Origin of the sequence: Bacillus sp. SKDU12, from assembly GCF_010093085.1 — a bacterium.
GTDB classification, from domain to species: Bacteria; Bacillota; Bacilli; order Bacillales; family Bacillaceae; genus Bacillus; species Bacillus mexicanus.
The window spans coordinates 23,989-46,402 of the sequence record NZ_MSRC01000004.1 but is presented as its reverse complement, the minus strand read 5'-3'; the positions used below and the strand labels follow the sequence as shown (position 1 = coordinate 46,402).

Here is a 22,414-nt window from a genome sequence, read left to right as displayed (position 1 = left end):
TAGCCCTTGCAGGTTACAGTATTATTTTTGCTCTTCTGTGTTACGAGTCATGACTTTGTCAATCAGACCGTATTCAAGCGCTTCTTCAGCAGACTTGAAGTTATCGCGGTCTGTGTCGCGTTCGATCACTTCAAGCGGCTGGCCAGTACGTTCAGCAAGAACTTTGTTTAATTTGTCGCGAAGCAAGAGAATGCGTTTCGCAGCAATTTCAATTTCTGTCGCCTGACCTTGCGCACCGCCAAGAGGCTGGTGAATCATAACTTCACTGTTTGGAAGCGCATAGCGTTTGCCTTTTTCGCCGGCAGCAAGCAGGAACGCGCCCATTGATGCAGCCATACCGATACAAATGGTAGATACCTTCGGCTTAATAAACTGCATAGTATCATAGATCGCCATACCAGCTGTGATAGAGCCGCCCGGGCTGTTGATGTAAATAGAAATATCTTTTTCAGGATCTTCCGCTTCTAAGAATAAAAGCTGTGACACGATGGAGTTCGCAACGTTGTCATCAATCGCAGATCCAAGCATGATGATACGGTCTTTCAATAGACGGGAGTAAATGTCATACGCTCTTTCCCCGCGGTTCGTTTGTTCAATGACTGTAGGTATTAAATTCATAATGCTCCTCCTTCACCTTTTAGGTAAGTATGTAGTTACATGATACATTTTTGGTCAATAAAGGTCAAACAAAAAGCTGGCTGGATATGCAAAGTCGTCTCTTTTTCCCATTTTCCCCAAAAATACAGAGGTTCAAACCATCATATGCCAGATTGCCAAATCAGATGATGTATCTGTTTTTAAAAAGGTTGCTCTTGAAATAGAGGGTTGTTATTTGAATGGAATTATCGTATAATGATTTGTGCTGACGTTCTTATAACACAGTGAATATGCGCTCGTAGCTCAGTTGGATAGAGCGGTGGTTTCCGGTACCACGTCTGTCGGGGGTTCGAATCCCTCCGAGCGCGTCATGAGCATTAGATAGGTTTAGATTAATAAACCCTAAAGAAGTTGAAAACCCTTGCTGAGCAAGGGTTTTTCTTTGTTTTGATGGATTTATTGGGAGCCTGAGAAAGCGATAAAAAAGTTACTATTTCATTGTTTTACACAAATCTTGCACACGGTTTTTTTACACGCTTGTTTTTTTCAAGAGAGAGCATTTGTTGAAACAATTCGAGTGTGTTTTGTGTATCTTCTTCTCGAAGCTCTTTCACCACATGTGCATAATATTTAAGAGTCGTATCAATCCCAGCATGTCCTAACCGTTCTGATACATAATAAATGGATATTTTCTTGTAAAGAAGTATGCTGGCGTGGGTATGTCTTAAACCATGAATCGTTACAGGTTCAATTTCTAAGTCGTTCAACGTTTTGCGCAATATTTTATTAACAAATTCGTTTGTAAGAAATTTCCTTGAGTTATTGGGACTGACAAAAATAAGGCCTTCCTTATGATAAGGTATTCTTTCAAATAAATTTTCGAACAGGCTCATTGTTTTGGAATCCATTTTAATTACCCTGTTTGAAGGATCATTTTTTGTAGAAGTAAATCCTTTTCCTGTTTTATAGTCCCATGTTTTGTTGATTGTGATTTCATTCGAATCGAAATTAAAATCGTCTTTAGTTAAGGGAACCGTAAATCTATCGGTGTTGAAATCTGTTACAGCAAGTCAGGAGGCGCTAAATATAAGGCGGCAGAAAAGCTGGCAATCAAATTTGTGGCGCAGCTGCTTAAAGAACGCGGCTGGGGTGTTGATCAAGTTCGTAAACATCAAGACTGGAACGGGAAATACTGTTCTCACCGTATTTTGTCAGAGGGTAGATGGGATGAGGTTAAGACCGCCATTGAAAAACAATTGAAGGCGCTGGGCGGGAAAAACATCTTCTAAACCGTCATCGTCTGCGCCTAAAGCTTGTGGGGCACTTACACAGTAAAAAAAGGAGATACTCTTTCCACAATTGCAAAAGAGCATGGGATGAGTGTAGCAACCCTGCAAAGCTTGAACGATATCAAAAACCCGAACTTGATCAAGGTCGGCCAAGTATTAAAGCTCACAGGTTCGAGCACTTCAAGCCCTAAACCAAGTAGCCAAAAAACGTCCTATGCGCTGCCTTCTGGCATCTATAAAGCAACAAGTCCTATGCGAAAAGGGGATGACGTAAGGCAGATTCAAAATGCTCTGGCTGCTCTTTATTTCTACCCGGACAAAGGAGCGAAGAATAACGGCATCGACGGCGTGTATGGATGGAAAACAGCAAATGCGGTCAAACGATTCCAGTCAGTAAATGGCCTGACTGCTGACGGCATTTATGGACCGAAGACTAAAGCGAAAATTGAGGAGAAATTGAAATAAAAAGACTTCTGACCAAAGACTTTTAAGTGTCCCTATGTATGCACTTAATTTCGGAAATTGAATAAAATAAAAAGGGGTATCAACCACCCCTTTTTGCTTTTAATATAAACGCAAACTGCCATTCCAAGTTTGTCCGATTTTAGCTCCAATCGTAAATCCTTTAATGTCAATACCAAGAACCATAGCTCCTACAACCTTAATTTTTGCAGTATCATTAGTTGTTTTGGTTTTAGTAATGTTATAGCTCTGTCCAGTTTGTTTCCACCAAGCTACGTTAATGCCAGTAACATAAGAGTCAATACCCGACACTTTGGTGAACTGAGGCTTCTTATTTACAAATTTATATTGGTAATTAAACGCGATATTTTTCCAGCAAGCCACCCCTGTCATACCCCAACCTGTAAAAGGGGCCCACCAATTGATAACATGTGAGTCACTCACTTGTGGTTTTATTAGTGGAGTATCTTCACTAACATTAATGGTCTCTTCAAATTTTTGTGGTTGTTGAGCATCTTTAATAAACTCTTTAAAATCCTGAACTGAGTCAAACTTCAAAAAATCCTTTTTAGATACACTTGAAAATTCTTCACTTGAGACATCCACTAATTCAAAACCAAGGTCCTTTTGTAACTCTACCACTTGGTTCTTTGTTTCAGCAATCTCTTTTGTTGTGGATTCTGCGTTGGCTGAAGCAAAAGGAACCAAAGCCAAGCCAAGGGCAATGACTAAGACTAAAATCCTTTTCATACTTTCAACCTCCATTCAATTTAGTTCTTACAAACTAATTAAAACATATGAAAGTCCTGAAATCCATAAAAAACCAAAATATTTATATTTTTCAATAAATTTATTTATTTGGATATGTTATAATTGCCGGATAACATATAAGGGGAAGGGAGTGATTGCATGAAAAACCGATTGAAAAAATACAAGTTAGGTTTGATAAGCTTTCTAGTTCCGCTTATTTCGATTTTTGTAATACCCTATGAGAAGGTATCAGAATTGGGGTATGCTCTCGGTTTCCCTATTCAATTTGTGATTTATCGTAGCTATGATGGGTTTGTAGGAAATAGGTTTTTGTTATTTACTCCAACAGAATTTATAAAGACAGAGTTTAATGTTGTAAATTATTTAATCGCTGTCCTAATGGTTTATGTAATACTAAAGATCATCAAAAAAGTGATAACAGGGTTGAAATCAACTAAACACAATCCTATTGAGGAAAGATAATAGCCTCAAAAAAAGCCCAACTCATATGAGAAGGGCTTTTTATATAATCCATATTTTCTTTTCTTTATCCCAAGAAAGAGCGCCTTTGTGGATAAAAGCGATAACGCAAAACGGAGAAAACCCCTGTTTTATGTCCATCTCCAGTTAATAGCTCCGTCAGGGTAAACTGCAGGAACAATGATTCCTCGTTTGCTGTTGTTCTCGTCAAGGATGTACCAATTTTCATCTTCTAACCATTCTTCGTCGTATTTCGTTTCATCAAAGTCACCATCTTCGTCAATAAGGTCATTAAAAAGGTCTCGAAAGGTCTCGATGTTTTCATATGGGCTGAGTATACCGTACATCCACATACCTTCTCCGCTAACGTCGTGAATTTCGCCTAGCTTTTCATCTTTATAGTAAAGGAACACTTATTTTCCCTCCTTTTGATGCAATTTAAAATACTCTTTTGGTATTTCGCCTCTTATTAAATATTCAGTATCCCTTTTTGTCCAACTAAGAGCCCTTTTCTTCCAATAATCTGAATGCTTATCATTCTTTATTAGACGTTCAATTTGTTTTGGAGATAAAATAGCTACTCCTTTTACTTCTCCTGATTGGATGGCCTTTCGCAAAGCCGGCAGATTCAATTCAATAGAACTATCACCGTAATTAATGATTACATTTTTATTCATCGTGAAACTGGTGTACGGACTATTAGACTTTTGAGCTCCTCTAAATCCGCCTAAAATATGTTCTGTCACTGTGACTTGTCTACCTTTATACATTCCTTCTTTATTTATTGGCACAAGATTTCCGGTGTCCGGATCAATATGTGATTTTCCTAATCCGTTAGCTGCTTTGGTGGAATATAAATCTTTATCTCCACGATAGAGATTTGAGGATTTTCCGGCTCCTGCGCTTGCTTTCAATAATTTTCCCGTCCCGATTGCTCCTACAGGACCGAGAGCAGCTAGAGCGCTATTAAAGCTGTTTTCACGTCTCTCCTCAGAAATCTTATTCCCAAACATATCTCGGCCGGTTATTGCTTCACTAAATCCATTCGCTGAGGCAAGTCCGTAGAGTCCTTTACTGGAGTTTTGAAGAGCATGGAATGTCTTTGGCGTTTTGTAGACATCAAGTGCTTTGTCTGCTGTGTAGAGTGCTTTACTGGTTGAATAAACAGCTTTTCCGCCTTTTGCTAATTTTCCAGCCCATCCCACAATCGGGATATAACCTGCCGCAGCCATCGCTCCAGCTGCCACCCGTTGCCCAGCAGTTAATTTTTCACCGGTGACTGGATCGACGCCATCAGCGGCTCTTTTATAATCATAATAGCCAGAGACTTCCCCTGTAAAATTACAAACGACATCCCAGGTCTTTTCATACCATGGTCTATTTGCGAGTTCTTCCTGTTCCTTCGCAATTCTTCTTTGTTCGGCCTGCTGATCTTTAAAGGAAATATAGTCAGTAGTTTGTTTTTTTACATCCTCGGTCATCTTATGAATTTCACTGTCCCTATAAGCTTTTGCATTATAGTGGATAGGGGAGGCGTTTTTACCTTTTGCTGTAGCGTTCATGAGTGCTTGGTAACCCGCCTGAATCATTTGTTCATTTGCTTCTGAGAGTGCATATTCAGATGTTAAATTTTCATCGACTTCATGAATTTTTTTGATGGTCTTGGTACGTTTGTTGTCGGCTGAAGAGAGTTCGTCTTTAAAAGTTTCTGTGGAGAATAAATCTAGTGGTAGTATGTCGTTGATGTCATTTAGAATGTCTTTTATTGCTTTTTTCTGTTCTGACATGATGGATTTTGATTTAGTATAAGCGTTGGCCAGCTCGTGTTCTAAAAAAGATTCTTCTATGTAGGCATCGGATAAGCTTGCATCTTCCAAAATGCCAGTAATACTTGTGAGAAATGTGATTTTTGTCTCGATCAAATCAATCCACTGGTCAGCGATCCCGGCTTGATCCTCATAGAATGCCTTTATGTTGTCGGCACCTTTACCGGAAAACTCACTGTCATCTAAATCAGCTACGGCTTTAAAAGCCTTTTTTAGATCGACCATCTGACTTTTTAATTCCTTGTATTCTTTTACGCGTCTATCTGCTTCTGAAAGCAGTGATTTGGCTTCAAATACTTTCATGTTCATGTCCCTTCTTTTGGAATTTCACACTCAAAATTTTACCACGAGGAAAAGGTGAACAATTGAAAAGTCTTTGTATTAGATGAAAATGAATCGTTTGATCTGTGTCTTTATTCCTGTTGTGTAAAACAAAAAGGTCCCGACTCATTAGAGAGGGACTTTATATAATCCATATTTTCTTTTCTTTATCCCATGAAAGAGAGCCTTTTCGGATCAGGCTTTTTGTGGACTCACGTATTTCTTGTTTGCTTTTCCCAATCTTTCTTTTTAGTTCGGGAAGAGGCGGATTCTTTCATTTTCTTGCTAATCGGGGTTACATAAACATTTACACAAATTTCACACAAGTATTCTTAAAAAAACTTATATATCAACGTTTAGAGAGGTATATTATACGTCCTCCGTACGCGTCCGATACAACAACAGAAAAGACAAGGGTTTGGCATTATGCCGCTCTTGTCTTTTTTTGTTTTATTTCAAAAATCTTTCTCAACGGAACATACTTGTTCCTCCTCTTGGGCACGTTATGGTATGTGTGACATTGAATTTTGCAAGGAGGATGAACATGGGTATTTTAAGCGGAAATCCGCAAGATGAACCGATGCATTACGGTGAGGTATTCAGCTTATGGAGTTATGTGCTGGCGGGCAATAAAATGATCGGCAATTACCAGATGCTATTGAATCATGTCGGTGATGATGATCTAAAGAAGCTGCTTCGTGAATCGATTGAGAAGGGTCAGGATGAAATAAAACAGGTCAGCACAATCTTGAAGGAAAATGGGGTGGCGCTCCCGCCGGCTTCACCTGAACCGCCGTCAGCAGATCTGAACGATATCCCGCCGGGTGCGCGGTTTCTTGATCCGGATGTGGCGGCCTCTGCGGCAGCAGAAAATGCTGCAGGCCTTGTGACATGCAGCAAAATAATGGGGCAGTCGATTCGTGAGGACATCGCCATGATATTTGGGCAATTTCATATATCGAAAGCGGCAACCGGCGCAAAATACTTAAAACTGCTAAAAAACAAAGGCTGGCTGATCCCGCCGCCGCTTCATCTTCAAAAACATCAAGACGCTTAATGGCAAGGGCATATACAGCTGTATGTGCCCTTATCTTATGAGGAAGCCGTCAGACGCAGACCGATAACGCCCGCTAGGATAAGGCAAAGGGAAATCACCTGCGGCAGCTGAAATCGCTCCTTAAACCAGATAAATCCGACTGCCGAAACGCCAATGCTGCCAATGCCGGTCCAGACGGCATAAGCGACTCCTGCAGGAAGGACCAGCATCGCTTGGGAGAGGCAGTAAAAGGATAAGCCAAATCCAGCAGTCATCACGATAATCGGCCATTTTTTTCTTGTTCCGTCTATATATTTCATGGCGATTGCCGCGATAATTTCTTCTATGCCGGCAACCACTAATAAAAACCATGCCATTATTTTTCACCTTCCGGATTCGATTTAGTTTCTTTCGTGAATCGCTTCATTCCTAAAATACCGGCCAGCAATAAAGCTAAAAAGAACATTTGCGCTGCTGAGAAGGCTTCGCCTAACATAATTCCAGTAAGATATGTTCCGATGGTTCCAATTCCGACAAACACAGTGTATGCAGCAGCCATCGGGATTTTTTGATAAGAGCGGATCAACAAGATAAAGCTGATTGCGATTAAAATAAAAATGATCACCCAATCCAAAAGCGAATCGGCATGTTTAAGGGAAGAGGCCCAAACCACTTCTAAAAGCCCTGCAATGAAAACGAGCACCCAATTCAAATCAAACACCTCACTAATTTATGAATGAACGTCAGTCATTTTTGAGCCGTTAAAAAATGAGTGGTGTTACCCAGCCATTTTTTAAGCTGTATCTAAACTCCGTTTTAAGAAAGTAAAGATTTCTTTTTTATACACTTCGATATTTTCATCTTGTTCAAATCCAATATAGAATCGCTCTGCGGTATTTTCGACCAAGTTGATAATCGTTCTGGCCGTCCATTTTGCATTGATTCCTTCCGTTACCTCATGGTTTGCAATCGCCTTATTAATGATTTTTTCCAGCCAAGAATAATAAGGCTGGTAAATCGCCTCCCATTTTTCCATGGAGTGATCAATCGCGAGTCCAGAGTAACAGAGGATGATAATATCCTTATGACGTTCAGTAATGAGAAATGTCTCATCAATCAATATATCTAAAACAGCCCAAAATTCCTCATCCCCTTGAAGTCTTCCTTTGATTTGATCCAGTGTGTGGGTGAGAAGATTTTCTGCAATTGCCGGAATGAGGGCGTTTTTAGATGAGAAATACAAATAGAACGTTCCTTGAGCAGTGCCGGCCTTTTTGACAATATCAGAAATAGAGGCCTTGTCGAGACCTTTTTCAGAAATCACTTCTATGGCAGCCTGCAGTATTTTCTCATATTTGCCTGATGTTTGTTTTGGCATGAGAGGAACACCTCCTGTAATGACTGACTATCATTCATTTTATCGCCGGTATGTATATTTTGTAAAGAATAAAGAAGCAAGAAAATCTCTTGCTTCTTTATTTATCATAATCAATAGCGGCTTTCGGAAGCCCGGTATACTTTGCCCAGTAGAAAATCGCAAGTGACCCGATAGCGACTAAAATGAGATCGACGGGATTGCTGATGATGCCTACGCCATTTCCGAATGAACCGATATAGGAAAAGATCAGCATCATGATATAAAACCCGACAAGCCACCATGCTGATTTTAACTGTTGGGCAAGGCTGACATCCTCTTGTGGCGCATATTTTCTGAAACAGAGATAGATCAAAAACATCACGAGCTGTGAACCGAGCAGCCAGGAAACAGTTTTCCAGCCTGACCAGTACACAATAAACGCTGTGAAAATAAAGGAGAGCGGTCCGATGATGCTCATTCCTTTTAAATAAAACGGCCTGTTCAAGTCCTTCGCATTAACCCTTAGCGCTGCTGAACAAATCGGGGCAATCGCATAAGAAAGGATGAGCGCGACAGAACAGACATTGACGAGCGCGTTCCACGAAGGGAAGGGAAGCGTCCAAAATATCGACATGGCAAACGAAAGCCAGAGTGAAGCGCGGGGCGTTCCGGTTTCTTTATTGACCTTTGAAAATATGCCGAATAATGTGCCGTTCCGCGCCCAGGCGTAAACGAGGCGGGATGTCGTATTCATGAAAATATTCCCGTTTCCTCCGGGAGACAGAATGGCATCTAAAATGACAAGCGTTGCAAGCCATCCCAAACCGAGCATAATCGCAATATCTTTAAACGGCAATGAAAATTCCTGCCCGATAGCCGGCCAGCCATGTTTTAGCGTTTCTGTCGGAATGGCCCCAATAAAGGTAACCTGCAGAATTGTATAAATAATGGTTGAAACGATGATACAAATGATTAAAGCAATCGGGATGTTGCGTTTTGGATTTTGCACTTCACCTGCGACGGCGACAATCGGGTGCAGGCCAAGATAGGCAAACATGACGCCGCCTGTGGAAATCGCAGCTTGAATACCTGTAAAACCAAATGGTACAAATCCTTGAACAGATAAATTCTCCGGCTGAAAATGGAAGATGAGCACGATGATGATGGTAATCGGTACAATATATTTAAAAATCGATATGATGAAATTCGCTTTAGCGAAGGTTTTGACGCTCCAATAATTCAGCAGGAAAAACATGCATAGCAATGCAAACTGTAAGATCCATCCTGCTATGGTCGGCGAATCAGAACCTTTTATGGTCAGCCCGGGAAACCAATAGGCCACATATTGACGAACAGCTGTCACTTCAATTGAAATCAAGCTTGTGTAAGCGACAATCGTGACAAATGAAATTAAATAGCCGACAAGATGGCCATGGGAATACACAGGGTATCGAATGATGCCTCCGGTACGGGGGAGAGCGGCTCCAAGCTCCGCGTATACGAGTCCGATTAACAGAATAATGGCTCCGCCGATGATCCAGGAAAAAGCGCCCGATGGACCTGCTTTTGAAGCGACATTACTGACAGCGAACAGCCATGCTGATCCAAAAATGGCTCCCATCCCAATCAAAATCAGATCAAACAGCGACATTGATTTTTGAAAATTTCCTTGTTTAGACATTCGATTCCTCCTTAGAAACCAGTCCTACCTTCCTTACAATGCCCAATATGTAAAAGAGAATACCGCTCTAATAAAAAAGAGGTGCAGCCTGCGCTGCACCTCTTTTTTATTCATGAATCGAATCTAAATGCTTCACCGTTATATTTTTAAATGTGGCTGTGCCGCCTTCTGAAAAAAGAGACATTCCTTTATCATCAGGTTTTGGAAACACTTCATTTGAAAAAACAGCTTTCCCGTCGCCGACAAATACTTCTATCGTTGTTTTATCGACGAGGATTTTTAAATGTACCTGCTGTTTATCCACATCGAAAGGAGCCTTGCTTTCGACATAGTTATTGCTTTTGTCAGGCTGATTTGTGGCTGATCTGTTGACATATGCATAGCCGCCTTCAGCAAAAATGCCGACATCGATGTGACTTTTTTTGTCTTCTGACTCTCTCAGTCTGACCCCTGCATTCTTTAGCTCTGACCAAGAAAGGTCCAAATCAAGCTGGTACGTATCACCTGTAATGGGAAGTGTTTTTGACCCGTTCACATCTTGATTCTCTGCTTTATCAGTTGAAACAGTCAGTTGATCCAAAGCTTCGGTCGGCTGTGAGATGAGGCTGTATATGCCGTCCTGCTCTTGCAGCCGTAATTCGCGTATGACAGAATCTGTCCCGTTAAAGCCATGTTTTAGTGTCGGTGTGTTGTTGGCATAATCCCAATTGTTCATCCAGGCAAGTGCATAACGCTTTTCTAATGGATCTGTGCTATTGCCGTCTTCAAATGTGACGCCTCCGTACCAGTCAAAGCCATAGTCAAGCCATTGGGCTTCAGTCTGATCCGCTGTAAATGTTTTTCCGTCGAAGCTTCCGGTCCAGTAGGCATACGTATTTGGTTTGCCCCACGGTTTGCCATTCGCACTGGCGCCGAGAACCCACTTATTCGTTCCGTCGCTTGCCCGCATCATGTAGAGGTCGGGACATTCCACCATGCCCGCCTGCTCTGGGAAGAATCCGCCTGTGTAACGCCAGTCCTTTAGATTATCGGATTCATAAAAGCCGATTTTTGTTCCTTCAGCCATGACCATTACCCATTTGTTGTCCTCTTCATTCCAAATGACTTTCGGGTCTCTGAAATCGTCTGTACCCGGATTAGGCATAACAGGATTATCACTGTAGGGCTTGAATGTTTTTCCTTTGTCTGTGCTGTACCACAAATATTGCTCTTGATTTTTTTCTTTGTCTGAAGGCTGTGTCACAATTGCAACAAGCGCGTTTTTCCCGAATCCGGCTGTGTTTTCTTTATCGATCACCACAGAACCGGTCCAAATGTCACCGGCTGGGTTTGTATATTTCGGGATCGCCACGCCTTCATCAGTCCAATGCACCAAATCCTCTGATACGGCATGGCGCCATTCTGTGCCATTCCCATTTGGGTAATCCCGGTTATACAGATAGAAATAATGATACTGTCCATCCAAATAAACCGGTTTTTGGGGATCGTTTTTCCATTTATCTGGAACTGTAAAATGATAGGCTGCTCGGTAGTCCGGCTTCTGTGCTGATTTTGTTTTTTTGACAGTTTCTTTGTTTGGAAATAGGTTGATAAACAGTAATATTCCTAAAAAGATTAGGAATATGGTTAGGCATTTGCCTGCTTTTATAAAGTCCATTGGGATTCACCTTTAAAAAATTGATAAGAAATAAAAGAAAATGCCAATAGAATATCGGCATTTTCTTTCGCATTTTTTATTTGTTAACTGTTAATTGCCCTTGTTCAAGGATGCTGTCTTTTACAACAGATGTTTTATTGTTTTTGATGTTTAAGAGGAAGCTTGGTGCAAACGTTGCTTTTTTGTCTTCAAAGAAACCTCTATTTGTCATGTAGCTTGTAATGACAACGTTGTTTCCTTTAGCTTGAGGCACAGCGAAGTGTGAATAAGTAAAGGTTACATCGTTAGGATCAAGATCCATTTTTAACACGAGACCTGTTTTGTTCAGCGGCTTGTATGGGCCAGTTAAGGAATTAGATACATAACCAAGCATGTAAACGTCATTAGATGTAATGCCATCGATTGTCATTTTTGAGCCGCGAGAGTCAGTGAACAGATACCATTTGCCGTTCATTTTAAAGACATTCGCACGTTCAATTTCATCTGTGACCGTGTTAGATGTAATTAATGGTTTCATGACTTTTTTCAGTGTGTAATCATCATTTAGCTCAACCATACCGAGTGCGCCGTTTGCTAATTCAGCTGTGCGTTTTTTATCACTTTGCAAAAGTTTTTTACTCTCTTCACGGAAGAAAGATGTGCTCTTGCCGTAGTATGCTTTGTTAAATAAAGATTCTTCACCTTGGTAGCCGTTTTCAGTACCAGTGTTTGCTTCAAATACTAAGTATTTGCGGCCTTTATCTTCTACGTAGTGCGGATCTCTCAACGTATGGTTATCGCCGGAAGTGTAGTTACCTTCATCGATGAACTGCTGTACATTTTGATACTTTTTGCCGTCACCGCCGTCAAAGATTGATTTGAAGTCCTCTACACCCTTGATGTTCAGAGAGCTGTCAGATGTGTCTACGTTAACCTGTGCAGTTGTCAGTGTTTGTTTACCGTAATGTTTACCAGAAAAGTTCGTGTAGAACAAACGGATGTGACCGTCAGATGTGAATGTTGCTGAACCAGACCATTCTTGTGTTTGATCTTTCAGGATTGAATCATTTGTATCGAATTTGTCGCTGTCTTTGAAGACGCGGCCAGCGTTTTTCCAGCTGTCAATAGAAGTTTCGCCAGCTTTTTGATAGAACATGTAAATGGATGTATCATCCGCATCTTTAGGGCTTCCAGCTAATGCGAAAACGATGTGGTAGCCATGATAGTTTGCGACTGTGCCGTCAGCGTTTTGCAGTGGCCAGCTGTCCCAAACGTCCAAGCCTTCTGCAGAAGGGATATTTTTAATTGTGGATGAATCAAATTCAGGCACCTGATATTTTTCATTTTTTTGCTGTTCAGGGATTTGCAGCATATCATGGCGGGTAATATGGGAAACGCCGTAAGATTTCTTATACGGTTTTTGAGATGTTTCTTTCGCAAATGCTTGAGTCGCGCCTCCTGCCAACAGTGCAGTAGTAAAGGTTAATACTGTTGCTTGTTTTGCAAACTTTTTGAAGTTCATCGTTCATGTCTCCTTTTTTTATGTACTGTGTAAGTGATCCGCTTCTTCCAGCCCTCCTGTTAGAAGATGGCAAGTCCGTTACGCACAATAAAAAAGACCTAAAACATGTAAGGGGTCGTACAAAGAATACACTTTGCCCTTTACATATTTTAGGTCTTGCCTGCTTTATCAGTAACAAACCTGCGTGATTTACTTTTCGACATCATTCTATTAGACTCTTGTTTCGATTGCAACGGGTCTTTTATCCCCTTTTGTTTGATAGATAATGAAATAAGGCCTCTGTTGATGTAGTTCTATTAGACTAATAAGTTGTATGGAAAATGCGTGATGTTTTCTGCATAAAAACGTGGTGAATCCGTTTTCTTTCCTGGTATATCGGTCTTTTAAAAGACAATGCTTAGCTGCTGTGTGGACGGTGCGATTTCGACTTTAGATTTGCAATTATATTTCAGAATATTTTCAAATCATTGAAACATAGAAGGATAATAATCGTAGACAATAAGGGAGGTGTAAAAATGAAACAAGAAAAAAGCAAGCATCTTAGCAGGTTATTTTCTGTTTTAGCTGAAAAATATCAGTTTAATGGGACGGTTTTGGCTGCGGAGGATGGCTATATTTTATATCATCACTCTTTTGGTTATGCAGAGCTGAAGGAAAAACGCCCTTTGCAGACCAATTCTTTATTTGAATTAGCATCCCTGTCAAAACCATTTACAGCTTTGGGCATTATATTGCTGGAGGAGAAAGGGATTCTTGGATATGAAGACAAAGTGGAGCGGTGGCTGCCCGGTTTTCCATATCAGGGCGTTACCATTCGACATCTATTAAACCATACGTCAGGGCTTCCTGATTATATGGGCTGGTTTATTGCCAATTGGGATCAACAAAAGATTGCGGTGAATCAGGATATTGTCAATATGCTGATGAATGAGGGGCTGCCTCGTTATTTTAAGCCAAATGAAGGCTGGCTGTACAGCAATACGGGGTATGTGCTTCTGGCAGTTATTATTGAAAAAGCATCTGGCATGAGCTATGCGGATTTTATGAAAACAAGTGTATTTTCACCAGCCGGCATGAAGGAAACGAGAGTGTATAATAGGAGGCATAGGCCTGAGCGATTGGAACATTATGCATATGGATATGTGTATGATGTACATTCAGAAACATACGTCCTTCCAGATGATCTGGTGGAAACAAACTATGTTATGTATCTCGATGGCATACAGGGAGATGGGACAGTGAATGCTGTCGCAAGTGATTTGTTCCGATTTGATCAGGCTTTATATCGGGATGATTTCATCAGCAGGGCTTCTAAGGAATCCGCATTTGCTCCTGTGCGTCTCAACAATGGGGAAACAATTAATTACGGCTTTGGCTGGGGGCTGCAAAACACGACTGAAAAAGGGCGAATTGTCAGTCACGACGGAAGGTGGCCCGGCTATTCGACGATGATGATGCGATATATTGATCATCGCAAAACGCTGATCTATTTGAGCAATAAGGAAGAGGAAGCTGAATATGAACAGGCGATTCTGAAGGCGGCGGAACATATTTTATTTGATCAGCCTTATGAGATCCCGGAACGTCCTGCTCATAAAAAGAAACAAGCAATTGATACGTCGATATACAGTCGCTATATTGGCAGCTACTCCTTTCAGGATGGAACAGCTATATGGGTGACAGCCGAGCATGAACGTCTTTATTTGGAGATCACCGGCCAGCCGAAACTGGAACTATTTCCTTCCTCGGAAACCCGTTTCTTTCTGCGATCATTGTCTGTTGAAGTCGAATTTATATTAAGGGAAGAAGCTGTGAAAAGCTTTATCCTCTATGAAGATGGCTCCAAAGAAGAAGCGATCCGTAAGAATTAGAAAGGAATGAACGTGATGATCGGAATATTAGCCGGAATGGGGCCGAAATCGACCTCGCCGTTTATTGATAAGGTAATTGATTACTGTCAGAAGCTGTATGGAGCTTCACATGATATGGACTACCCGCACATGATGATCTATTCTTGTCCGACCCCCTTTTATGCAGATCGTCCCATTGACCATGACGAGATGAAAAGAGCGATTATTGATGGAGCGGTGAATCTCGAGAAGACAGGCATTGATTTTATTGCTCTTCCTTGTAATACGGCGCATGTGTACTATGAAGAGATTCAACAGGCGTTATCGGTTCCTTTGTTACATATCATTGAGGAAACAATAAAAGAAATTCCGCAATCTGCAAAAAAAGCGGTGGTTTTAGGGACAGATTCAACCATCCAATCCGGCATCTATCAAAAAGGGCTGAGCTCAAACGGACAGGAATTTGTTCACAAGGATCATTGGCAGCAGGCTGTGAATCAGCTTATCGCCGCAATTAAACAGCCGAACCATATGCAGCATACACACGTATTGTGGCAGACGCTATATGAAGAAATCAGTCTGCATGCAGATATCATCATTTCAGCCTGTACAGATTTAAATGTGGTGTTAGATCATATTCAAAGTGAGATTCCGATTATCGATTCCGCTGACTGTCTTGCAAAAAGCACTGTCAGCACATATCTTTCCTATCGAAGCTAACAAGGACTGTCTGCAAATCGTCCTTGTTTTTTTGATGCTCCTATTGTTTGACAGTTGCATGAAATAATGTTAAATTAAACATGTAAATAGTTACATGATTTTTTCTGGAGATTGAGTGGTGCTAGTGAAGGATCATCCGATTTTAAAACCATTCGCCTCTTTAGAAATTAAGGTTGATCTGCCTATTGCCATTGGTGGGGCAGAATTGGGACTAAGACGATGAATTTTTATTCGTTCGGGAACAATAACCGTGGCAGTGAAACATTTATCTGCCACATATCTCAGAAACAGCCGATCATGAACTGATTTACATGAAAAATAATAGAATACGGCAAGTCATCGAGTCGTTTCGAGGACAAGCTGCGGCCGGAGAAATCATTGATCCGGAGCATGTTTTTTCCGTACGGTGCCGAAGCAGGCAGTGAGCCGATATCGGTTCCGCAGAAAGAACCCCTGATTACGTTCGACGAAGTACAGTAAAGACTAAGGAGAGTGTGAAAGATGGAAAACTTTATCGGAAGCCACATGATTTATACTTATGAAAACGGATGGGAATACGAGATTTATATTAAAAACGATCATACTATTGATTATAGAATTCATAGCGGAATGGTTGCCGGGCGCTGGGTTCGGGACCAGGAAGTCAATATTGTTAAACTGACAGAAGGCGTTTATAAAGTGTCTTGGACAGAGCCAACAGGCACAGATGTTTCATTAAACTTTATGCCGAATGAAAAACGTATGCACGGCATTATTTTCTTCCCGAAATGGGTGCATGAGCATCCAGAAATTACGGTCTGTTACCAAAATGACCACATTGACCTAATGAAAGAATCCCGTGAGAAGTACGAAACATATCCAAAATATGTTGTACCTGAATTTGCAGAAATTACTTTTCTGAAAAATGAAGGAGCCGACAATGAAAAAGTAATTTCGAAAGCTCCTTATGAAGGCATGACAGACAATATTCGCGCGGGAAAATTGTAAAAAACAAAAACCCGGGAAAAAGAGAGTGAGTTCTCTTTTTCCCGGGTTTTCTTTTTGTTGAATTTACGGGAACGATCACAGTTCCCGCGAAAATCGTGATGATTCCCAGTCAATTAAACGGTCTTGAAATGGATGTTCCCATAAAACCACGACTGCTGACAAGCAAATGATACAAGCAGCTACAATGATGACAGCGTATCCTTTTTCCTTATGTTTATTTTCCTTGTGAAGGGAATAGGCTTTGTCTTTTTTCGGAGTCAGGATCGTTTTCAATTGTAAGCTCAGAATCGAAAATCAGCGTCTTCCTTGTATCTTCATGATACGATGGCCAATTTACATCTTTAGTGCTTGGGTTTCCTGTTTTTGCGAACGTGATCCATGCTGATTGTATGGTATGGGACAGCTGTTTTACATCTTCGGTAATCTCCGCTTTTGCCATGCGTTCTAACCCGTCCAGATTTCCGAAAACAAAAGGAATTTCTATGGCGTGAACCGCTTTATGAAACGGCGGATGATCCGAGTGCCAATCAAAGCGGTACATCCAGACAGGTGCGTAATGGGACTGGGCGGATGCATAGGCAACCGACGGACGCCAAAACAATAAATCAGTCATCATATGAATTTGGCTTTCCAGCGAACGGGGATAAAGGTCGGCAACTTTCTCGGCCAGCGGCTGCCCTAATAAATACTCAAGTGCGGCATCCAGCGTTTCCTGCGGAAGAACGGCTGAGTCGGGTGGGAAAAATAAATAGCCTTCATCTCGATTTGTACCAATAATAATCGGAATGCCGTCAGCAGCACCTTCTGCGATTGCTGTTTCTGGTTCAGCGGGCAGCGTTTTCGGATCAATGGCGGGCTGGAAGAACAGCTGAAAGATATTTTCACCTTCTTCTTTTCGAAGCTGATCGGCAGCTTTCAGCAAATCTTCCGCAGATACAGTGTGCAATCTGTCCAATTGATTCTCGTCAATCCCAAGAACCTGTAAAAAGGCGGCTGCTGTACTAGCCGCTTTTTCTTTTGTCATCGTTCTGGAAGCGCCGCTTTCCATGATCGCTTTCTGGAACAGGCCTTTTGCTGCCGGCATAGTAAGCAGCGCGGCAATACTCATGCCTCCTGCCGATTCTCCAAATACTGTTACGTTATCCGGATCACCGCCAAATGCTGAGATATTGTCTCGCACCCATTTCAGTGCGGCGGCTTGGTCTAAAAGCCCAAGGTTATCGGAATATGCATCATCAAACGAAGACAAATGTAAAAATCCAAATGGCCCCAGTCGATAATTCAGCGTAACGACAATAACTTCTCCCTGTGCCGCAAATTTTGAGCCATCGTATAATGGCTCACTGCCTGATCCAAGATAAAAAGCGCCGCCGTGAATCCACACCATGACAGGCAGGTTTTGACTTAGAGTGTCCGGCGCAAATATATTGAGAGACAGGCAGTCTTCAGACTGACGGGGCGGCTCAGCATAGGAAAATGACAGTAAATCAGATGGCTGCGGGCAAATCGGGCCGTACACTGTTGCGTCAAGTTCGTTTTCCCACGCTTCTGGAGGTTCCGGTGCTTTAAAACGCAATGGTCCGACAGGCGGCTTGGCATAAGGGATGCCTTTCCATTTATGTACACCATTTTCCGTTGTGCCTTTCACTTTGCCATATTGAGTTATTACTGTTTTTTGAGTCATTGCATTCTCTCCCTTTTTCCCCCATTATAAACAGGTTTGCCCTGCGGATGCGAACGTCAGCCCTTGACCGATATTCATCTTCCCATCGTTTTGAAAAAGGATTTAACTTCCTGGACGGTCAAGCCGATTTCCCTGGCTTCCGCCATCAGCGCCTTCCATTCTTCAATATTAGATTCAGTCAGTTTACGTTTGCGATAGGAAGCAGTTTTAGACGGTTCTTCCTTTAGTATGTTCGTAAAAGTGAACAACTCTTCTTTTTCCATTCCAGCTTGGACGGCTTGCACAAGATGCACGCGCCATTCGTTTTCTCCACCGCTGATTTTTTCATACAACATGGTTTCTGCGTCGAATAATTCTGTTAATTCAACCTCTAGTGTGGCAGAAATTTTCTTTAAGAATTGAACGGATGGATTCGTGTGAACCCCTCTCTCAATCTTGCTTAAATAGGATTTAGATACACCTGATTCCATAGCCAGCTGATTAATAGAATAGCCTTTTCTTTTACGGTATAAACGGATAATTCTTCCAATCATGATATGAAATTCTCCTCTATTCCTGTCGTTATTTTGTTCATTATAAGGAATAGTTTGTTCTTTATAAAATTTGAAATCATAAGGGAAGTGTAGTAAATTAGAGAAAAATCATGATTTTGTTCTTTAAAGAGAACTTAATGGCTTATTTTGCAATTTTTAAATAGAATAGTTTTCTTTTATAATCCAATCATTAACAGAAAGGGGCGCGGGAAGCCTGAAGGCTATGAATACATGAATGAGAATATGAGTTTTAAAGAGTTATATGCGATTGTCAGACAGAGGTTCGTGCTGATTCTGCTCCTTACAATCGGCGTGACCCTGATTTCGGGTTTTGTGCAATTTAAGGTCATATCACCGATCTATCAAGCGTCGACACAAGTGCTGATTCATGAATCAGGCGGTGGAGGAAACTCGAATCTCAGTGACATCCAGCGAAATCTTCAGTACAGCAGCACGTTTCAATCGATTATGAAAAGCACGGCTTTGATGAAAGAGATCAAGGCAGAGTTGCATCTTTCTGAATCGGCTTCCACGCTGAAAGGAAAAGTAGTGACCAGCAGTGAAAATGATTCAGAAATTATCACCATTGCCGTCCGAGATCACGACCCGGAGAAAGCGGCTGAGATTGCAAACACATTAGTGGACAAGTTTGAAAAAGAAGTAGATGAAAGAATGAATGTGCGAGGCATACATATATTATCGGAGGCAAAGGCTTCTGAAAGTCCGATGATCAAGCCGGCCAGAGTGCGAAATGTGATTATGGCTTTTGGCGCTGCTGTCATCGGCGGCATTACACTGGCATTTTTTCTGCATTTTCTCGATGATACGTGCAAAAGCGCACGGCAGATCAGCGAGAGAACCAGAATGCCATGCTTAGGCTCCGTCCCTGATGTCCGAAAAGGGCGGAATTGCGGGAAACAACATTTCGGGGAGTGAAGCTGATGGTCTTTAGAAAAAAGAAAGCAAGGAGAGGTTTGGACCAAATATGTGTTTTGCACAATAAATCAATTGTTGCGGAACAATATCGCACCATTCGGACAAATATTGAATTTTCATCCGTTCAGACCAACTTGCGGTCTATCCTTGTCACCTCCTCTTTGCCTGGTGAAGGTAAATCGTTCAGTGCAGCGAATCTTGCGGCTGTCTTTGCGCAGCAGCAGGAAAAGAAAGTGCTGTTGGTGGATGCTGATCTCAGAAAGCCGACCATCAATCAGACGTTTCAGGTGGAGAATGGAACAGGGCTGACAAATGTGCTGGTGGGGAATGCTTCGCTCTGTGAGACGGTGCAAAAGACGCCGATCGATAACTTGTATGTGCTGACAAGCGGACCGACTCCGCCGAATCCGGCTGAGCTGCTGTCTTCACAAGCGATGGGAGATTTCATCTCTGACATCTATGAACAATTCAGTCTCGTTATTTTTGATTCCTCTCCGCTTTTGGCGGTTGCGGATGCTCAGATTTTAGCAAATCAGACAGACGGCAGTGTGCTCGTCGTTTTAAGCGGAAAAACGAAAATCGATACCGTCCTGAAAGCGAAGGATGCACTGGAGCAATCCAATGCGAAGCTGTTAGGCGTTCTTTTAAACAAAAAGAAAATGAAAAAATCAGAACACTATTCCTACTAAATAGATAGAAAAGGTGATGTCTCCTGACCTGTATCAATGGAGGCACTCGGCTCTGCTGTGGGCAGCTGAAGTTGCTGCCTTAGATGCTGGTCGTCGCTGGCGGGGTGTGAGGACGGGTTAAATGCCCACTTATCTGATATATACATAAGACATGTTGTCGGTTTAGCTGTTGACGATGTTTTGAAAGCAAAAAACCGCCGCAGCTAAACCGATAAAGATTAGGGGGTAAAAGGTTGAGTTACCGGAGAAGACTGTCAATGATTATTGCATTGGATACGTATCTCGTTTTACATTCAGTTATTGCAGGATATCAATTTTTAGAAGATTCTTATCAGTTTGATGACTCCGGAGCATTATTGCTTACAGCTGTCAGCTTGCTCCTCAGCTATCATGTATGCGCTTTTCTGTTTCATCAGTATAAACAGGTATGGACATATACCGGACTCGGCGAGCTGATCATCCTGCTTAAGGGTATTACACTTTCAGCTGCTGTGACAGGCATCATTCAGTATGCTGTGTATCATACGATGTTTTTTCGTCTGCTCACTGCATGCTGGGTGCTTCAGCTTTTGTCTATCGGGGGAACCCGTGTGTTATCCAGAGTGTTTAAAGAAAGCATCAGAAAAAAACGCAGCGCTTCATCCCGTGCGCTGATTATCGGAGCGGGTTCAGGCGGGACTTTGATGGTCAGGCAGCTGCTTTCAAAAGATGATCCCGACATCCTGCCAGTCGCTTTTATTGATGACGACCAAACGAAGCATAAATTAGAAATTATGGGGCTTCCTGTGATTGGCGGAAAAGAAAGGATCATGCCAGCAGTGCAAAAGCTCAAAATTAACTATATTATTATTGCCGTTCCTTCCCTCCGCACTCATGAGCTTCAGGCGTTATATAAAGAATGTGTGCGAACAGGAGCAACCATTAAGATTATGCCTCATGTTGATGAAATGCTGCTCGGCACACGAACTGCCGGACAAATCAGAGATGTAAAAGCTGAGGATTTGCTAGGCAGAAAGCCTGTAACCCTCGACATCAGTGAAATTTCGAACCGCATCAAAGGAAAAACAGTTCTCGTGACAGGAGCGGGCGGATCAATCGGCTCGGAAATCTGCCGGCAGATCAGCGCGTTTCAGCCTAAGAAAATCATTCTGCTCGGCCATGGAGAAAACAGCATTCATTCAATTTATACAGAGCTGAACGGACGATTCGGCAAACACATTGTATTCCATACGGAAATTGCGGATGTGCAGGACCGTGATAAAATGTTTACTTTGATGAAAAAGTACGAGCCGCATGTTGTTTACCATGCAGCTGCCCATAAACATGTGCCTTTAATGGAACATAATCCTGAAGAGGCTGTCAAAAACAATATTATCGGAACGAAAAATGTCGCGGAAGCAGCCGATCTGTCGGGTACAGAGACATTCGTGCTGATTTCATCAGACAAAGCGGTAAACCCGGCCAATATAATGGGGGCGACAAAACGATTTGCAGAGATGATGATTATGAATCTCGGAAAAATCAGCAGAACCAAATTTGTCGCTGTCCGCTTCGGCAATGTGCTCGGAAGCCGCGGCAGTGTCATTCCGATTTTCAAAAAACAAATTGAAAAAGGCGGACCGGTGACGGTAACACATCCGGCGATGACCCGTTATTTTATGACGATCCCAGAGGCCTCAAGGCTTGTTATTCAGGCAGGGGCACTGGCAAGAGGGCGTCAGATTTTCGTTCTCGATATGGGAGAGCCCGTTAAGATTGTGGATCTGGCCAAAAATCTTATTCATCTCTCCGGCTACACGACTGAGCAAATTCCAATTGAATTTACGGGTATTCGCCCCGGTGAAAAAATGTATGAGGAATTGCTGAACAAAAATGAAGTGCACACGGAGCAAATCTTTCCGAAAATACATATCGGCAAAGCGGTGGACGGCGATTGGACCGTGCTGATGCGCTTTATCGAGGACTATCATGAGCTTCCGGAAGCCGATCTGAGAGCGAGGCTGTTTGCGGCCATTGATACTTCTGACAAAATGACGGCCGCCACGGTTCGTTAGGGGG

The 22,414-nt window shown here is 42.1% G+C and carries 20 protein-coding genes, 1 tRNA gene and 3 pseudogenes; 11 read left to right on the top strand and 13 right to left on the bottom strand.

Annotation, left to right across the window (positions count from 1 at the left end):
- Positions 1-21: 21 nt before the first annotated feature.
- Complete coding sequence (gene clpP / locus BTW01_RS04485) at positions 22-618, bottom strand: ATP-dependent Clp endopeptidase proteolytic subunit ClpP (RefSeq protein ID WP_162101838.1); 597 nt, start codon at positions 616-618, stop codon at positions 22-24.
- A gap of 271 nt (positions 619-889) precedes the next feature.
- On the opposite strand from clpP, the gene BTW01_RS04480 reads away from it, so the two are divergent.
- Positions 890-965, top strand: a tRNA-Arg gene (locus BTW01_RS04480).
- A 135-nt stretch (positions 966-1,100) separates the two neighbouring features.
- On the opposite strand, the pseudogene BTW01_RS04475 reads toward BTW01_RS04480, so the two are convergent.
- A pseudogene (locus BTW01_RS04475) lies at positions 1,101-1,613 on the bottom strand (site-specific integrase); the annotation flags it as partial.
- Between the two features lie 27 nt (positions 1,614-1,640).
- On the opposite strand from BTW01_RS04475, the pseudogene BTW01_RS04470 reads away from it, so the two are divergent.
- A pseudogene (locus BTW01_RS04470) lies at positions 1,641-2,351 on the top strand (LysM peptidoglycan-binding domain-containing protein).
- A 99-nt stretch (positions 2,352-2,450) separates the two neighbouring features.
- Here the strand turns inward: BTW01_RS04470 and BTW01_RS04465 are convergent.
- The gene (locus BTW01_RS04465) at positions 2,451-3,098 is read right to left on the bottom strand and encodes a hypothetical protein (protein WP_162101837.1); all 648 of its coding nucleotides are present in this window, start codon (positions 3,096-3,098) and stop codon (positions 2,451-2,453) included.
- Between the two features lie 159 nt (positions 3,099-3,257).
- Between BTW01_RS04465 and BTW01_RS04460 the strand changes: the two genes are divergently transcribed.
- Entirely contained in the window at positions 3,258-3,581 is a 324-nt protein-coding gene (locus tag BTW01_RS04460) for a hypothetical protein (RefSeq protein WP_048655161.1), read from the top strand.
- Positions 3,582-3,709: 128 nt separating this feature from the next.
- On the opposite strand, the gene BTW01_RS04455 is transcribed toward BTW01_RS04460, so the two are convergent.
- Positions 3,710-3,991, bottom strand: a complete 282-nt coding sequence (locus BTW01_RS04455; protein ID WP_162101836.1) for a hypothetical protein — start codon at positions 3,989-3,991, stop codon at positions 3,710-3,712.
- A complete protein-coding gene (locus tag BTW01_RS04450; RefSeq protein ID WP_162101835.1) occupies positions 3,992-5,707 on the bottom strand; it encodes a ribonuclease YeeF family protein in 1,716 nt (571 codons plus the stop codon).
- Positions 5,708-6,269: 562 nt separating this feature from the next.
- Here BTW01_RS04450 and BTW01_RS04445 point away from each other — a divergent pair.
- Positions 6,270-6,782, top strand: a complete 513-nt coding sequence (locus BTW01_RS04445) for a DUF3231 family protein (RefSeq protein WP_162101834.1) — start codon at positions 6,270-6,272, stop codon at positions 6,780-6,782.
- A 35-nt stretch (positions 6,783-6,817) separates the two neighbouring features.
- Here the strand turns inward: BTW01_RS04445 and BTW01_RS04440 are convergent, their stop codons facing one another.
- The 6 genes from BTW01_RS04440 to BTW01_RS04415 form a co-directional block, all read right to left on the bottom strand.
- Positions 6,818-7,138, bottom strand: coding sequence for a DMT family transporter (locus BTW01_RS04440; RefSeq protein ID WP_162101833.1), 321 nt, complete (start codon positions 7,136-7,138; stop codon positions 6,818-6,820).
- Positions 7,138-7,473 carry an SMR family transporter gene (locus BTW01_RS04435; protein ID WP_162101832.1) on the bottom strand — a complete coding sequence of 112 codons (336 nt, stop codon included), beginning with the start codon at positions 7,471-7,473 and terminating at the stop codon, positions 7,138-7,140. Before BTW01_RS04435 ends, BTW01_RS04440 begins: the two co-directional genes overlap by 1 nt.
- Positions 7,474-7,554: 81 nt before the next feature.
- A complete protein-coding gene (locus BTW01_RS04430) occupies positions 7,555-8,139 on the bottom strand; it encodes a TetR family transcriptional regulator (RefSeq protein WP_162101831.1) in 585 nt (194 codons plus the stop codon).
- A 97-nt stretch (positions 8,140-8,236) separates the two neighbouring features.
- The gene (aspP, locus tag BTW01_RS04425) at positions 8,237-9,799 is read right to left on the bottom strand and encodes an aspartate/proton symporter AspP (RefSeq protein ID WP_162101830.1); all 1,563 of its coding nucleotides are present in this window, start codon (positions 9,797-9,799) and stop codon (positions 8,237-8,239) included.
- A 106-nt stretch (positions 9,800-9,905) separates the two neighbouring features.
- Complete coding sequence (locus BTW01_RS04420; protein WP_162101829.1) at positions 9,906-11,456, bottom strand: glycoside hydrolase family 32 protein; 1,551 nt, start codon at positions 11,454-11,456, stop codon at positions 9,906-9,908.
- Between the two features lie 76 nt (positions 11,457-11,532).
- On the bottom strand, positions 11,533-12,957 hold the full coding sequence (locus BTW01_RS04415; protein WP_162101828.1) for a glycoside hydrolase family 68 protein: 1,425 nt from the start codon (positions 12,955-12,957) through the stop codon (positions 11,533-11,535).
- Positions 12,958-13,472: 515 nt separating this feature from the next.
- Between BTW01_RS04415 and BTW01_RS04410 the strand changes: the two genes are divergently transcribed.
- The 4 genes and pseudogenes from BTW01_RS04410 (at position 13,473) to padC (ending at position 16,514) form a co-directional block, all read left to right on the top strand.
- Positions 13,473-14,828, top strand: a complete 1,356-nt coding sequence (locus tag BTW01_RS04410) for a serine hydrolase (protein WP_162101827.1) — start codon at positions 13,473-13,475, stop codon at positions 14,826-14,828.
- A 15-nt stretch (positions 14,829-14,843) separates the two neighbouring features.
- Positions 14,844-15,527, top strand: coding sequence for an aspartate/glutamate racemase family protein (locus BTW01_RS04405; RefSeq protein WP_162101826.1), 684 nt, complete (start codon positions 14,844-14,846; stop codon positions 15,525-15,527).
- Positions 15,528-15,642: 115 nt separating this feature from the next.
- Positions 15,643-16,069 (top strand): annotated as a pseudogene (locus BTW01_RS18665) (DUF3237 domain-containing protein).
- Complete coding sequence (padC, locus tag BTW01_RS04400) at positions 16,029-16,514, top strand: phenolic acid decarboxylase (RefSeq protein ID WP_162101825.1); 486 nt, start codon at positions 16,029-16,031, stop codon at positions 16,512-16,514. Before BTW01_RS18665 ends, padC begins: the two are co-directional and overlap by 41 nt.
- A 214-nt stretch (positions 16,515-16,728) precedes the next feature.
- Here padC and BTW01_RS04395 read toward each other — a convergent pair whose 3' ends face one another.
- Both BTW01_RS04395 and slrR read right to left on the bottom strand, forming a co-directional pair.
- Positions 16,729-18,198 carry a carboxylesterase/lipase family protein gene (locus tag BTW01_RS04395; protein WP_162101824.1) on the bottom strand — a complete coding sequence of 490 codons (1,470 nt, stop codon included), beginning with the start codon at positions 18,196-18,198 and terminating at the stop codon, positions 16,729-16,731.
- Positions 18,199-18,272: 74 nt separating this feature from the next.
- Positions 18,273-18,731 carry an HTH-type transcriptional regulator SlrR gene (gene slrR, locus BTW01_RS04390; RefSeq protein WP_162101823.1) on the bottom strand — a complete coding sequence of 153 codons (459 nt, stop codon included), beginning with the start codon at positions 18,729-18,731 and terminating at the stop codon, positions 18,273-18,275.
- A 231-nt stretch (positions 18,732-18,962) separates the two neighbouring features.
- Here slrR and BTW01_RS04385 point away from each other — a divergent pair, with 231 nt between their 5' ends.
- From BTW01_RS04385 to BTW01_RS04375, 3 genes are all read left to right on the top strand, one after another.
- The gene (locus BTW01_RS04385) at positions 18,963-19,667 is read left to right on the top strand and encodes a YveK family protein (RefSeq protein ID WP_162101822.1); all 705 of its coding nucleotides are present in this window, start codon (positions 18,963-18,965) and stop codon (positions 19,665-19,667) included.
- A 5-nt stretch (positions 19,668-19,672) separates the two neighbouring features.
- Positions 19,673-20,356 (top strand): CpsD/CapB family tyrosine-protein kinase, encoded by a 684-nt coding sequence (locus BTW01_RS04380; protein WP_162101821.1) that lies wholly within the window; start codon positions 19,673-19,675, stop codon positions 20,354-20,356.
- 233 nt (positions 20,357-20,589) lie between these two features.
- Positions 20,590-22,410 carry a nucleoside-diphosphate sugar epimerase/dehydratase gene (locus tag BTW01_RS04375; RefSeq protein WP_202923586.1) on the top strand — a complete coding sequence of 607 codons (1,821 nt, stop codon included), beginning with the start codon at positions 20,590-20,592 and terminating at the stop codon, positions 22,408-22,410.
- Positions 22,411-22,414 lie beyond the last annotated feature (4 nt).